This window comes from Streptomyces sp. ISL-10 (genome assembly GCF_018614575.1).
Lineage (GTDB): Bacteria > Actinomycetota > Actinomycetes > Streptomycetales > Streptomycetaceae > Streptomyces.
Genome location: NZ_JAGGOJ010000011.1, coordinates 374,534 through 388,067 on the forward strand (window position 1 = coordinate 374,534; position 13,534 = coordinate 388,067).

Below are 13,534 nucleotides of genomic sequence, written 5' to 3' on the forward strand. Positions count from 1 at the left end.
CGGAAGCTGTAAAGCAGTCCCGGATACGAGCCCGGGAGCGGCCGGCGTCGCGGGCAGGGACCGGGCCGAGCCCGGGAGCGTGACACCGGTCCGCGGCCCGCCCAAGGGCACGCGCGCGTGAAGCCTGGTCAGCCCGAGCACGCCGCGCTCACGGGGGCGGCCGCGTACGAGGGTCGGGGGTCGGCCGCGCACGAGGGTCGGGGGTCGGCCGCGCACGAGGGCGCAACCCGGTCCACGCGCGCTACGCGCGCGGCGCGCAGCCGAGAACGTGGGCCTTCACCAGCGTGCCGATCGACGGGTCACGCCGGCGGAACGCCTCCACCAGCTCCTGGTGCTCCTCCGCGTACGACTTCTGCACCGTTCCCAGCCAGCGGATGGACAGCGCCGTGAAGACCTCGATCCCGAGCCCCTCCCAGGTGTGCAGCAGGACGCTGTTGGACGCGGCGCGCACCAGCTCCCGGTGGAACGCCACCGTGTGGCGGACCTGCGCAGCCGAGTCGCCCGTCCGGTCCGCCTCGTACAGCGCCGCCACATGCGGCTCCAGCGCCGAGCAGTCGGCCGCCAGCCGCTCCGCGGCCAGTTCGGCCGCGATCTGCTCCAGACCTGCCCGGACCGGGTAGCTCTCCTCCAGGTCCGCGGCGGTCAGATTCCGCACGCGTACGCCCTTGTTGGGCGCCGACTCGATCAGCCGCAGCGACTCCAGCTCGCGCAGCGCCTCGCGCACCGGGGTCTGGGAGACCTCCAGCTCGGTCGCGATACGGCGCTCGACGATGCGTTCCCCGGGCTTCCAACGGCCGCTGACGATCCCCTCCACGATGTGCTCGCGGATCTGTTCGCGCAGCGAGTGGACGACGGGGACGGTCATGGAGCGCTCCTTAAAGCCGCGTTGACCTGTGACCCCTAGACAATACGGCGGCGCCCCCGCCGGGATGTACTCCCAGCGGGGGCGCCGTCGGTGAGGCTGGTTACACGGGCGGTGCTACAGGCCGAGCTCGACCTCGAACTCGCCCGCCTCGAGGACCGCCTTGACGGCCGTCAGGTAGCGGGCCGCGTCGGCGCCGTCCACCAGGCGGTGGTCGTAGGAGAGCGCGACGTACGTCATGTCGCGCACGGCGATCGTCTCGCCGAGATCCGGGTGGTTCACGACCACCGGACGGCGGACCGTGGCACCGATGCCCAGGATGGCGACCTGGTTCGGCGGCACGATGATCGTGTCGAACAGGGCGCCGCGCGAGCCGGTGTTGCTGATGGTGAAGGTCGCACCGGCGAGGTCGTCCGGCGTGATCTTGTTGGCGCGCACGGCACCGGCGAGCTCGGCGGTCTTCTTGGCGATGCCGGCGATGTTCAGGTCGCCCGCACCCTTGATGACCGGCGTCATCAGACCCTTCTCGGAGTCCACGGCGATGCCGATGTTCTCCGAGTCGAAGTACGTGATGGTGCCCTCGTCCTCGTTGATCCGGGCGTTGATGACCGGGTGGGCCTTCAGCGCCTGGGCCGCGGCCTTGACGAAGAACGGCATCGGGGAGAGCTTGACGCCCTCGCGAGCCGCGAACGCGTCCTTCGCCCGGGCGCGCAGCTTCATCAGCTTGGTGATGTCGACCTCGACGACCGAGGTCAGCTGTGCCTGGCCGTGCAGCGCCTTCATCATGTTGTCGCCGATGACCTTGCGCATGCGGGTCATCTTGACCGTCTGACCGCGCAGCGGGGACGCCTGAAGCTTCGGAGCCTGCGGCGCGGCCGGAGCGGCAGCGGCTGCGGGCGCCGGGACGGCGGCCTTGGCGGCCTCCGCTGCGGCGATGACGTCCTGCTTGCGGATGCGACCGCCGACGCCGGTGCCCTTGACCGCGCCGAGGTCGACGCCGTTCTCGGCGGCGAGCTTGCGGACCAGCGGGGTCACGTAGGCGTCGCTCGTCTCCACGGAGGGGGCCGGGGCGGGCGCGGCCGGAGCTGCCGGGGCAGCGGCGGCCGGGGCGGGCGCCGGAGCCGGAGCGGCAGGCGCGGGAGCCGGGGCGGGAGCCGGAGCCGGAGCCGCCGGGGCAGCAGGCGCGGGGGCCGGAGCCGGAGCCGCGGGGGCGGCCGGGGCCGGAGCCGCGGGAGCCGGGGCCGGGGCGGCGGGAGCCGGGGCAGCGGCCGGAGCCGCACCCGGAGCGCCGATGACGGCCAGCTTGGCGCCGACCTCGGCGGTCTCGTCCTCGCCGACCACGATCTCCAGCAGCACACCGGAAGCCGGGGCCGGGATCTCGGTGTCGACCTTGTCGGTGGAGACCTCGAGCAGGGGCTCGTCCTCCGAGACCTCCTCGCCGACCTCCTTCAGCCAGCGGGTGACGGTGCCCTCGGTGACGCTCTCGCCGAGCGCGGGGAGGACGACGTCGGTGCCCTGGGCGGAACCGCCGCCGGACGCGGCCTCGGCCGTCGGAGCCGGGGCGGGTGCCTCGGCCTCGGTGGACGGGGCGGCCTGCGGGGCGGGGGCCTCCTGCGCCGGGGCCGGAGCCTCGGCGGCGGCCGGGGCCGGAGCCTCGGCCGGGGCGCCGGTGCCGTCGTCGATGACGGCCAGCTCGGCACCGACCTCGACGGTCTCGTCCTCGGCGACCTTGATGGAGGCCAGGACACCGGCGGCCGGGGCCGGGATCTCGGTGTCGACCTTGTCGGTGGAGACCTCGAGCAGCGGCTCGTCGGCCTCGACGCGCTCACCCTCGGCCTTCAGCCAGCGGGTGACGGTGCCCTCGGTGACGCTCTCGCCGAGCGCCGGAAGGGTTACGGAAACCGCCATGGTTTCAGTTGCTCCTTAACGATGTGCGGAAGTGGTCGTCGCGCCCGGACTGATCAGTCGTGGGAGTGCAGCGGCTTGCCGGCCAGGGCCAGGTGGGCCTCGCCGAGAGCCTCGTTCTGCGTCGGGTGCGCGTGGATGAGCTGCGCGACCTCGGCCGGCAGAGCCTCCCAGTTGTAGATCAGCTGCGCTTCACCGACCTGCTCGCCCATACGGTCACCGACCATGTGGACGCCGACCACAGCGCCGTCCTTGACCTGGACGAGCTTGATCTCGCCCGCGGTCTTCAGGATCTTGCTCTTGCCGTTGCCCGCGAGGTTGTACTTCAGGGCGACGACCTTGTCCGCACCGTAGATCTCCTTGGCCTTGGCCTCGGTGATACCGACGGAGGCGACCTCGGGGTGGCAGTACGTCACCCGCGGCACGCCGTCGTAGTCGATCGGGACGGTCTTGAGACCGGCCAGCCGCTCCGCCACCAGGATGCCCTCGGCGAAGCCGACGTGCGCGAGCTGGAGGGTCGGGACCAGGTCGCCGACCGCGGAGACGGTGGGCACATTGGTCTGCATGTACTCGTCGACCAGGACGTAGCCGCGATCCATCGCGACGCCCTGCTCCTCGTAGCCGAGGCCGGCCGAGACCGGGCCACGGCCGATGGCGACCAGCAGGACCTCGGCCTCGAAGGTCTTGCCGTCCGCGAGAGTGACGCGCACACCGGTCTCGGTGTAGTCGGCCTTCTCGAAGAAGGTGCCCAGGTTGAACTTGATGCCGCGCTTGCGGAACGCGCGTTCAAGAAGCTTGGAAGAGTTCTCGTCCTCGACCGGGACCAGGTGCTTGAGCCCCTCGATGACGGTGACGTCGGTGCCGAAGGACTTCCACGCCGAGGCGAACTCGACGCCGATGACGCCGCCGCCCAGGATGATCGCGGACTGCGGGACGCGGTCCAGCTTGAGGGCGTGGTCCGAAGAGATGATGCGGTTGCCGTCGATGTCCAGGCCCGGCAGCGACTTGGGCACGGAGCCCGTCGCCAGGAGGACGTGACGGCCCTGGACGCGCTGGCCGTTCACATCGACGGAAGTGGGGGAGGACAGCCGGCCCTCACCCTCGATGTAGGTCACCTTGCGGGAGGCGACGAGACCCTGCAGGCCCTTGTACAGGCCCGAGATCACGTCGTCCTTGTACTTGTGGACACCGGCGATGTCGATGCCCTCGAACGAGGTCTTGACACCGAACTGCTCGGCCTCGCGAGCCTGGTCGGCGATCTCACCGGCGTGCAGCAGAGCCTTGGTGGGAATGCATCCGTTGTGCAGGCAGGTGCCGCCGAGCTTGTTCTTTTCGATCAGTGCGACGTCCAGGCCCAGCTGAGCTCCGCGCAGCGCCGCAGCGTAACCGCCGCTACCGCCGCCGAGGATCACTAGGTCGAAAACGGTGCTGGCGTCGTTCGCCACGTCACGTCCTCCATGCATGTGCGCCGTTCGCCGTCGTCGATGACGGGCGGCGGCTGGTGTTCGGCCGCTTGGTCTTCGGCCCTGTGGTGGGGCCCTGTCCTGCCGAGAACCCATCTTTGCACTTGTCGACGGACGGCGGGACGTGGGGCCGGAGCTTGAGATGGTGAGCTTGAGCGCTTTTGCGGTTACCGGGGCGTAGAGGGGAACCGGAGGCTCCTCCCCTACGCCCTGCGGGCGCAGGGACCCAGCGGATCCCCGGCGCCTCGACACCGGCGGGGCCGACTGCGTCCGCCCCGTCCCCTGTCAGCCCAGGTCGCCGGCGGCCGTGCGCTCCGCCAGCTTCACCAGCGTGCGGACCGACGAACCCGTGCCGCCCTTGGGTGTGTAGCCGTACGGCGCGCCCTCGTGGAACGCCGGGCCCGCGATGTCCAGGTGCGCCCAGGTGATGCCCTCGCCCACGAACTCCTTCAGGAACAGGCCGGCAACCAGGCCGCCGCCCATCCGCTCGCCCATGTTGGCGATGTCGGCGGTCGGCGAGTCCATGCCCTTGCGCAGGTCGGAGGGGAGCGGCATCGGCCAGGACGCCTCGCCGACCTCCTCGGCGATCTCGTGGATCGAGGTGCGGAACGCGTCGTCGTTGGACATGATCCCGAACGTGCGGTTGCCCAGCGCCAGCACCATCGCACCGGTCAGGGTCGCCACGTCGACGATCGCGTCCGGGTTCTCCTCCGACGCCTTCGTCAGCGCGTCGGCGAGCACCAGGCGGCCCTCGGCGTCGGTGTTGAGCACCTCGACCGTCTTGCCGCTGTACATGCGCAGCACGTCACCCGGGCGGGTGGCCGAGCCGGACGGCATGTTCTCGGCGAGCGCCAGCCAGCCGGTGACGTTGACCGCGAGGCCCAGGCGGGCGGCCGCGACGACGGCGGCGAACACCGCGGCGGCGCCGGACATGTCGCACTTCATCGTCTCGTTGTGACCGGCCGGCTTCAGGGAGATGCCGCCCGAGTCGTAGGTGATGCCCTTGCCGACCAGGGCCAGGTTCCTGGCGCCCTTGGAGTGCGTGTAGGAGAGCTTCACCAGGCGCGGCGGGTTCTGCGAGCCCTGGCCCACGCCGAGGATGCCGCCGAAGCCGCCCTTGGCGAGCGCCTTCTCGTCCAGCACCTGCACCTTGACGCCGTGCTCCTTGCCGGCGGCGGTGGCGATCGCGGCGAAGGCCTCGGGGGTGAGGTCGTTGGGCGGTGTGTTGATCAGGTCCCGGGCGCGGTTGATCTCCTCGGTGAGGGCGATCGCACGCTCGGCCGCGGCCTTGAACGCCTTGTCACGGGGCTTCGCGCCGAGCAGCGCCACCTCGGCCAGCGGCTTCCTCGCGCCGTTCTCGTCAGCCTTCCCCTGGTAGGCGGTGAAGGCGTACGCACCGAGCAGAGCGCCCTCCGCGATGGCCTCCGCGTCCTCGACGGCCTCTATCGGCAGCGCGAACGCGGCCTTCTTGGAGCCGGTCAGCGCGCGGGCCGCGCTGCCCGCCGCACGGCGCAGCGCCTCGGTGTCGTACGCGTCGTCCTGCTCAGGCGCGGAGCCGAGGCCGACCGCCAGGACGACCGGCGCCTTGATGCCGCCGGGGGCGGGGAGCTTGGTCACCTCCCCCTCGGCACCACTCGCGCCGAGGGTCTCCAGGACGGTGGCGAGCTTTCCGTCGAACGCCTGGTCCACGGCCTCCGCGCCCGGTGCGACCACCGGGCCCTTGGCCCCCTTGGCGACACCGACGACGACGGCGTCGGCGCGCAGCGTCGCTGCGCCGGCAGTGCTGAGAGTGAGAGCAGTCACGGTGGTGAAATCTCGCTTCCGTTGAGTTCCGGGGCCGCAGCGGGCCGTACACGGGATGGATCGGCATCCCCATGCCGGGAAGAGCCTACGCGCGGTCACCTGTCTCGCTCACGGCGGCGGCGGTTCACCTCTCCGTGGTGTCTCTGTCATGTTTAGGCCAAAGGTCGTGAGAGGTCGGCCACACTCCGCCCGTTCGGGCAAGGGGACTCCCTGTCCCTTTGCATCATCTCCACAGATCCTCCTCGCGCCCGACCGGGCCACCGGGAGGGCGTGCAGGGGGAAATCACATGGAGTTGCACGGATCACGGATGGGCAGAGCCGTCATGACGGCCTTCGCCGCCGTGACGCTGGCGACAGCCGTCCCGGCGGCCTCGGCCGCCGAGGCGCCGCTGCCGCGCATCGACCTGACCGTCCTCGTCGTCGACGACGGCGGCGGCGCGGTCGACGCGATCCTCTTCGAACTGCGGGGCACGGGGGTGCCGTACCGGAGGATCGACCTGACCGACCCCGGCCGGCCCGTCGTGGACGCCGCGTTCCTCAGCGACACCGTCGACGGCCGGCCGCGCGCCAGGTACCAGGGCGTGGTCGTCCCGGACGAGGACCCGTTCGGCGCGGACACGGCCGCGGGAGCGGCCGAGAACGCGGCCCTGTTCGCGTACGAGAAGACCTTCGGGATTCGTCAGGTCGACGCCTATACCTGGTCACATCCGGGGGTCGGACTGGAGTACACGGACAACGGCGGATACGCGGGCACGCTCGACGGCGCCCCGACCGCGCTCACCGCGGCCGGCCGCTCCGGCCCCTTCGGCTACCTCGACGGGCCCGTCGCCTTCGAGGACAACTCGCCGAGCGTGATGGAGAGCCACGGCTATGCGGGCAGGCCGAGGGAGGGCTTCACCAGCTACCTCGACACACCCGTCGGCGACGGCACCGCCCGCGGCAGCCTCATCGGCGAGTACGCCCACGACGGCCGCAACGAGCTGGTGGTGACCTTCGCCTACAACCGGCACCAGCGGCAGTTCCGCGTCCTGGCCCGCGGCATCGTCGAGTGGCTCACCCAGGGCGTTCATCTCGGACAGAGCCGCCACTACTTCTCCGTCCACGTCGACGACGTCTTCGCCTCCGACGCCCGCTGGGACACCGAGCGCAACTGCACCCCCGGCGACTTCGACTGCGTCGGCGACGGGGAGGAGACCGCCCCGATCCGGATGACCGCGGCCGACGCCGCGTACGCCGCGGCCTGGCAGCGCACCGCCGGCTTCACGCTCGACATGGTCCACAACGCGGGCGCGGGCGAGGAATGGAAGGCCGAGCACGGAGGCAGCGACCCGCTCACCGATCGGCTCCTCGCCGACAAGGCGCAGTACCGCTGGATCAACCACACCTACACGCACCCCTTCCTCGGCTGCGTCCAGGACGTGTCGGTCGTGCCCTGGCAGTGCGCGAAGGACGCCGCGGGCAACACGCGCTGGACCAGCCGCGCCGAGATCTCCGCGCAGATCCGCGACAACCACGACTGGGCCGTGCGCAAGGGCCTCTCCGTCGACCGCACCGAACTCGTCACCGGCGAGCACTCGGGCCTGAAGACCCTCCCGCAGCAGCCGGCGGACAACCCGAACCTCGCCGGCGCACTCGCCGACAACGGCGTCAGGTGGCTCGCGAGCGACAACTCCCGCGAACCGCAGCAGCGTCCCGTGGGCACCGCCCGCACCGTGCCGCGCCACCCGATGAACGTCTACTACAACGTGGGCACCGCGGCAGAGATGACCGACGAGTACAACTGGATCTACACCTCGGCGGCCGACGGCGGCAGCGGCGTCTGCGCGACCGACCCGGCCTCCACGTGCCTTCCCGAGCCGCTCGACACCGCCACCGGCTACGCCACCCGCATCGTGCCGCAGGAGGCCCGAACCGCTCTCGGCCATGTCGTCGCCAACGATCCGCGCCCGCACTACGTCCACCAGTCCAACCTCGCCGAGGACCGCATCCTCTACCCGGTGCTCGACAAGGTCCTGGCCGACTACCGCGCCCTGTTCGCGGAGAACACCCCGGTCGTCAACCCGCGCCAGCGGGAGGTCGGCACCGAACTCCAGCGGCGCGCCGCGTGGCAGGCGGCCCTCGCGGCGGGCAGGGTCACCGCGTACCGCATCGGCGACACCGTCACCGTCAGGACACCGTCCGGCGTGGCCGCGCCCGTCACCGCGCCGGCGGGCACCGTCAAGCAACTGCTCCTGACCACCACGGCGTTCGGCTCCGCCTACGCCGGGGCGCGGTCCGCCTGGACCACGCCCGAGCTGTTCCAGTCGGCGATCACGCTGAGGCTCCCGACCTGAGTCCTCGACTCAACTGACCGATCGCCGACCGCTGTCCTGGGGGGACGAACCATGCTGAGCTGTGGCCGCCATGTCACCATGCTCACCGAAGGCACCTATCCGCACGTCCACGGGGGCGTGTCCACCTGGTGCGACCAGCTCGTACGCGGCATGCCGGAGGTCGACTTCCAGGTCGTCGCCCTCACCGGCAGCGGGCGGGAGCCGGTCGCCTGGGATCTGCCGCCGAACGTCTACCGGCACACCTCCTTCCCGCTGTGGGGGCCCGAGCCCGCCCGCCGCCGGCTCCCACGACGCGAACGCCGCCGCTTCCTGGACGTCCACGAACGCTTCCTGCTCTCGCTGCTCGACCCGGGCGCCGACCGCGATTTCGGCGCGGCACTCGACGAACTCGCCGGCTACGCGCGCTCCGGCCTGCTGACCGCCGCTCTGCGGACGGAGCCCGCCCTGCGCTCCCTGACGCGGATCTGGACGATGCCGCATCTGGAGATCTCCGCGGCCCGGCCCACCGTGCACGACGCGCTGACCGCCACGGACCTGCTGGAGCACGCGCTGCGCCCGCTGGCGGCGCGGATACCCGACGACGCCATCGCGCACGCCGTCAGCGCCGGACTCGCCACACTCCCGGCGCTCGCCGCCCAGCACTTCGACAAGGTGCCCTTCCTGCTCACCGAGCACGGCATCTACCTGCGCGAGCGCTACCTCGGCTACCGCGCCCAGGCGCAGCGCGCGCCCGTGAAGACACTGATGCTGGGCTTCTACCGGGAGCTGAACTCGCTGGGCTACCGGCGGGCCGACCTGATCACCCCCTGCAACCGCTACAACCGGCGCTGGGAGGAGCGGGGCGGCGCGCCCGCGGACCGTATCCGCACCGTCTACAACGGCGTCGACCCGCACGCCTTCCCCGCCGCCGGGCCCGAACCGGACGTACCCACCCTCGCCTGGGCCGGCCGAATCGACCCCATCAAGGACCTGGAGACGCTGATCAGGGCGTACGCCATGGTGCGGGCCGAACTGCCCGCCGTACGGCTGCGCCTGTTCGGCGGTGTGCCCGACGGCGGCGAGGCCTACCGCACCCGGCTGGAGAAACTCGCGGCCGAACTGGGCGTCGTGGACGGCATCACCTGGGAGGGCCGGGTCGGCGACGTGGCGCGCGCGTACGCCGCGGGCAGCGTGGTGCTGCTGTCCTCGATCAGCGAGGGATTCCCCTTCTCCCTCATCGAGGCGATGTCGTGCGGGCGGGCGACTGTTTCCACGGACGTCGGCGGCGTGCGGGAGGCGGTCGGCGACACCGGCATGGTGGTGCCGCCGCGCGAACCGGCGCTCATGGCCGAGGCCACCATCGGCCTGCTGCGGGACGCAGGACGACGGGCGGAGCTCGGCGCGCGGGCCCGGCAGCGGGTCGTCGACCGCTTCACGCTGACGCGGTCCGTGGACGGATTCCGCCGCATATACCGCGAGCTCGCCGGATTCCCGGAGGCGGCGACGGAGCTGCGGTACGCCGAGGCGGTGGCCGGGTGAGCGGTCCCCTGTGGCAGGGGCCGGGCCGGCGGATCGACACCCTTCCCGTACTGCCACGGCAGCGCGGCGGGACGGCCGCGGACCCGATGGACGCGCTCGCCGACCGGCTGCACGACATGATCGCCGCGGCCGTGCACCCCGACGAGATCGCCGCGGTGCTGGAGTCCGACGGCATGACGGACGATCACATACGGCTCACCTACGGCCGCCCGGACTCCTTCACGCTGGCGGAGGAGCTGTACGCCAAGGTCCCCCGCGCCCACCCCGAACCTCCCGGCCCGCCCGCCGACCCGTGGCGGGTGAGCCTCCTCGGCTGCCTGCTGCGCGGCCTCGTGTTCGCCCTGCCGGGCCTCGCCTACGTGCCGGCCGCACCGCAGCTCGCGGGAGCGGACCTGGCGCCGCTGCTCGCGGGCGCGCTGACGGGCTGGATGTGGAACCAGGCGCTGTCCCACCGGGCCTACTCCTGGCTCGCGCTCGGCGACCGGGCGGCGGCCGTCCGCTGCCTGCGGGCCGGCGCCCCGGCGGGCGCCGTGCTCGGCACGGCGGCGGCGCTGCTGTTCACGGGGCCGGGCCAGTGGCCGTCGGCCGTCTTCTCTGCGGCCCAGTCGCTCTACCTGTCGGCGGCGACGGCGCTGCTGGTCCTGGGCCGCGAACGGGCCCTGCTGTGCTGCCTGCTGCCCCTCCCGGCCGGCACGGTCCTGGTGCTGCTCCACGAGGGAGTGCCGCTGTGGGCGCGCACGGGCCTGCTGCTGGTGCCGCTGACGGCGTCCCTGACGACGGCGGCACTGACGCTGCGCACCAGGGCCACACCCCAGGGGCGGAAACCCGCCTCTGGGAGGAGCGGTGCCGGCGCGCGTGATCGGTGGGGGCCGGTGGCCTTGGTCGCGGGCGTGTTGTCCCGGCGCCGGGCGGCGGCGGGGGCCGGGGCGGTTGCGTGCCTGTCGGCGCGGCGGGGCAGGCGTCGTCCGGATGCGGAGGGCGGCACAGGTGCGGCCGGCTCGCACGGGGCGGGGGCGCGGTGCGGAGTGGGCTTGTCCGCGGGTCTGTCGGCCCGGCGTCGTTTGGCGGTGGGGGACGGTCGGGGTGCCGTCGTCCCCGGTGCGCATCCCGCGGACGTGGCGGGCGGCAGCGGTGGCGGGCGGGGCGAGGCGACCCGGCGGCTCACGGCCGGGGGTGAGCCGATCGGTGTCCGCTCCCGGTTCCGGCGCGCTCCGGCCGGCGAAGGACCCGGCCGCTCGGCAACGGGTTCCCCGGGGTTCTCCGGTACGCCTGCCATCGAGCGTCGCCCGGGCCGGCAGCCGGGTGCCGCTTCCGCACACGGTGCGCATCCCGCGGCGCCGCCGCGAGCAGGCGGCGTGTCCGGCGCGCTGCGCTCGTTCCTGCGCGGTGCGCGCCGGAGCCGGCCGGGCGCCCCGCCCGGCCCTTCGGCGGTGCGCGAACTGCGGGTCGCGGGCGATGCGACGCGGCAGGAGAGGGCGCCCGGCGGGCAGGGTCTGCCGACGGCCCACCGCGGCGGCGGCGTCCGCCCCGAGGCCGCGGCCGATCCGGGCGGCGGCAGCAGGCCCGGCCCCCAGCGTCGGGAGCGCGGCTCCGCGCCGCGGCTGCTCGCGTCCCTGCCGCACGGGCTGTTCGGGCTCGGCGTCGGCGTGCTCGTCCTGTACACCGCCCTCGGGGACGTGCTCGGCGGGCTGACCGGGGCCGTCGTCGCCGCGCCGTCCGCGGTTGCGCTCACGGTCAGCATGGGCCCCGCCGAGTGGCTGCTGCACCGCTTCCGCAGCGAGAGCCTCGCCGGGCTGCGGGCGAGCACCACGGCCCGCGCCTTCTGGCGCACCGCCGCCACCGTCCTCGCCAAGTGCCTCGCCGGCTACCTCGCCGTCCTGTTCACCCTCGCGCTCGCCGGCACACTGCTCTGGTCCGGCGCCCCCGGGCTCGGCGGCGTACGGCTCGTCACCCTGCTCCTCATCGGCACGGTGCTGTGGACCGGGCTGCTGCTCCAGTCGTTCGGGGCCGTGACCCTCGCGGCCGGCGTGTGCTGCGCGGCGGCGCTCGTCCAGACCGCGGCGCTCGTCACCGGCGCGGCGGGTCCCCGGACGGCGGGGCTCGCCGTCGCGGCGGTGGCGGCGGCCGTGCTCGTCGGACTCGTCTGCGCCCTGCTGGGCCGCGCCACGGCCCACCGCGTATGAGCGGACTCCTGGTGCCGTACTACGAGCACCCCGTCGAGCGGCCCGCCGCCTGGGACGCCGTCATCGCGGCCGCGCCCCGCCTCTACGGCGTCGTCATCAACCCCGCCAGCGGGCCGGGGACCGCGCCGGACCCGGCGTTCGCGGCGGTCGCCGACCGGCTGCGCGAAGCGGGGGTGCGGGTCGTCGGTTACGTGGACACCGACTACGGCCGCCGCCCGCACGCCGCCGTCCTCGGCGACCTCCTGGCCCACCGCGACTGGTACGCGGCGGACGGCGTTTTCTTCGACCAGGTCTCCTCCGGGCCGGACACGCTGCCGCACTACGGGCGCCTGACCGTGACCGCACGGGCCGCGGGCGCCACGACCGTGGTGCTCAACCATGGCGTCCACCCCCATCCGACCTACACAGAACTGGCCGATGTGCTGGTCACGTTCGAGGGCCCGTGGGACGCGTACCGCACGGCGGGCGTCCCGTCCTGGACGGCCGCGCACCCGCCGGAGCGGTTCTGCCACCTGGTCTACGCGGCCCCGCCCGACGCCCAGGCGGGTGCGGCGATCCACTGTGTGGTCCCCGGCACGGGCGCCCACCCGTGGGGCACGCTCCCGCACGCCCTGACGACGGCCCCCCGCTAGCCCGACCAGGTGCCACCGGTCCCGCCGAGCACCAGGATCACCAGGGCCGTCGTCCCCGCCGTCTCCGCCAGCGCGCCGAACACGTCGCCCGTCACCCCGCCGAAGCGGCGCACACAGTGCCGCAGCAGCACCTGCGCCGCGCCCAGGGCGCAGACGACCGCGACGGCCGCGTGCAGTGCTGCGTACGGGCCGGCCTGCGCGCCCGCGCCCGCCGCAGCGGCCGTCACCAGCGCAACCGCCGCAAGAGCCGGGCGTACGGGGACGGTTCCGGCGACCGCCGCTCCGAGGCCGTCGGGGCGGGCCGCCGGGACGCCCGTGCGGGACGCGAGGGTCAGGGCCAGGCGGGCCGTGACCGCCGACAGGGCCGCCGCGGCCGCCCCGAGCGCCCAGCCCTGCGCGTACAGCTCACTCAGCGCGGCGACCTGCGCCAGCAGGACGAACAGCAGGGTGATGACGCCGAACGGGCCGATGTCCGACTGCTTCATGATGCGCAGCGCGTCCTCCGCGGGCCTGCCGCTGCCCAGGCCGTCCGCCGTGTCGGCCAGTCCGTCCAGATGCAGCCCTCGGGTGAGCACGGCCGGTACCGCGGCCGTGGCGACGGCGGCGAGCAGCGGACCCGCGCCCAGCAGGAGCAGGACGCCGCCGAGGGCCGCGGCGAACAGGCCGACGACCAGGCCGGCGAGCGGGGCGCAGAGCATTCCGGCGCGGGCGGCGTCGCGGTCCCAGCGGGTCACCCGCACCGGGAGCACGGTCAGGGTGCCGAAGGCGAAGCGCACGCCATGCAGAACAGTCGTCGCGGCAGTCATCGCGCGAGGGTAGCCCGACGCCGGCAGAG

9 protein-coding genes are annotated in these 13,534 nt (G+C 73.4%); 4 read left to right on the forward strand and 5 right to left on the reverse strand.

Features of this window, described 5'->3' with window-relative positions; genetic code table 11:
• Positions 1 to 241: 241 nt before the first annotated feature.
• The 4 genes from J7E88_RS14355 to J7E88_RS14370 all read right to left on the reverse strand — a co-directional run bounded on the left by J7E88_RS14355 (position 242) and on the right by J7E88_RS14370 (position 6,033).
• Positions 242 to 865: a GntR family transcriptional regulator gene (locus tag J7E88_RS14355; protein WP_215180831.1), complete on the reverse strand. Its 624-nt coding sequence runs from the start codon at positions 863 to 865 to the stop codon at positions 242 to 244.
• Between the two features lie 114 nt (positions 866 to 979).
• Positions 980 to 2,770: a 2-oxoglutarate dehydrogenase, E2 component, dihydrolipoamide succinyltransferase gene (gene sucB / locus J7E88_RS14360; RefSeq protein WP_215180833.1), complete on the reverse strand. Its 1,791-nt coding sequence runs from the start codon at positions 2,768 to 2,770 to the stop codon at positions 980 to 982.
• A 53-nt stretch (positions 2,771 to 2,823) separates the two neighbouring features.
• A complete protein-coding gene (gene lpdA / locus J7E88_RS14365) occupies positions 2,824 to 4,212 on the reverse strand; it encodes a dihydrolipoyl dehydrogenase (RefSeq protein WP_215180835.1) in 1,389 nt (462 codons plus the stop codon).
• A gap of 303 nt (positions 4,213 to 4,515) precedes the next feature.
• On the reverse strand, positions 4,516 to 6,033 hold the full coding sequence (locus tag J7E88_RS14370; RefSeq protein WP_215180837.1) for a leucyl aminopeptidase: 1,518 nt from the start codon (positions 6,031 to 6,033) through the stop codon (positions 4,516 to 4,518).
• A 308-nt stretch (positions 6,034 to 6,341) separates the two neighbouring features.
• Between J7E88_RS14370 and J7E88_RS14375 the strand changes: the two genes are divergently transcribed.
• Genes J7E88_RS14375 through J7E88_RS14390 form a run of 4 tightly spaced genes read left to right on the forward strand, consistent with a single transcriptional unit; the run spans position 6,342 to position 12,699 of the window.
• A complete protein-coding gene (locus tag J7E88_RS14375) occupies positions 6,342 to 8,366 on the forward strand; it encodes a hypothetical protein (RefSeq protein WP_251022571.1) in 2,025 nt (674 codons plus the stop codon).
• Positions 8,367 to 8,417: 51 nt separating this feature from the next.
• Positions 8,418 to 9,884 carry a GT4 family glycosyltransferase PelF gene (gene pelF, locus J7E88_RS14380; protein WP_215180839.1) on the forward strand — a complete coding sequence of 489 codons (1,467 nt, stop codon included), beginning with the start codon at positions 8,418 to 8,420 and terminating at the stop codon, positions 9,882 to 9,884.
• Positions 9,881 to 12,067, forward strand: a complete 2,187-nt coding sequence (locus J7E88_RS37050) for a hypothetical protein (protein WP_215180841.1) — start codon at positions 9,881 to 9,883, stop codon at positions 12,065 to 12,067. Before pelF ends, J7E88_RS37050 begins: the two co-directional genes overlap by 4 nt.
• Entirely contained in the window at positions 12,064 to 12,699 is a 636-nt protein-coding gene (locus J7E88_RS14390) for a spherulation-specific family 4 protein (RefSeq protein ID WP_215180843.1), read from the forward strand. The genes J7E88_RS37050 and J7E88_RS14390 overlap by 4 nt, the downstream gene beginning before the upstream one ends.
• On the opposite strand, the gene J7E88_RS14395 is transcribed toward J7E88_RS14390, so the two are convergent.
• Entirely contained in the window at positions 12,696 to 13,505 is an 810-nt protein-coding gene (locus J7E88_RS14395; protein ID WP_215180845.1) for an adenosylcobinamide-GDP ribazoletransferase, read from the reverse strand. The two genes, J7E88_RS14390 and J7E88_RS14395, sit on opposite strands and share 4 nt — an antisense overlap.
• Between the last annotated feature and the right edge of the window lie 29 nt (positions 13,506 to 13,534).

What these genes read in the sequence shown, in the direction of transcription:
- pelF (WP_215180839.1), top strand. Translation starts at nt 8,418, where the DNA reads ATGCTGAGCTGTGGCCGCCATGTCACCATGCTCACCGAAGGCACCTAT.
- sucB (WP_215180833.1), bottom strand. Translation starts at nt 2,770, where the DNA reads ATGGCGGTTTCCGTAACCCTTCCGGCGCTCGGCGAGAGCGTCACCGAG.
- J7E88_RS14375 (WP_251022571.1), top strand. Translation starts at nt 6,342, where the DNA reads ATGGGCAGAGCCGTCATGACGGCCTTCGCCGCCGTGACGCTGGCGACA.
- J7E88_RS14395 (WP_215180845.1), bottom strand. Translation starts at nt 13,505, where the DNA reads ATGACTGCCGCGACGACTGTTCTGCATGGCGTGCGCTTCGCCTTCGGC.
- J7E88_RS14355 (WP_215180831.1), bottom strand. Translation starts at nt 865, where the DNA reads ATGACCGTCCCCGTCGTCCACTCGCTGCGCGAACAGATCCGCGAGCAC.
- J7E88_RS14390 (WP_215180843.1), top strand. Translation starts at nt 12,064, where the DNA reads ATGAGCGGACTCCTGGTGCCGTACTACGAGCACCCCGTCGAGCGGCCC.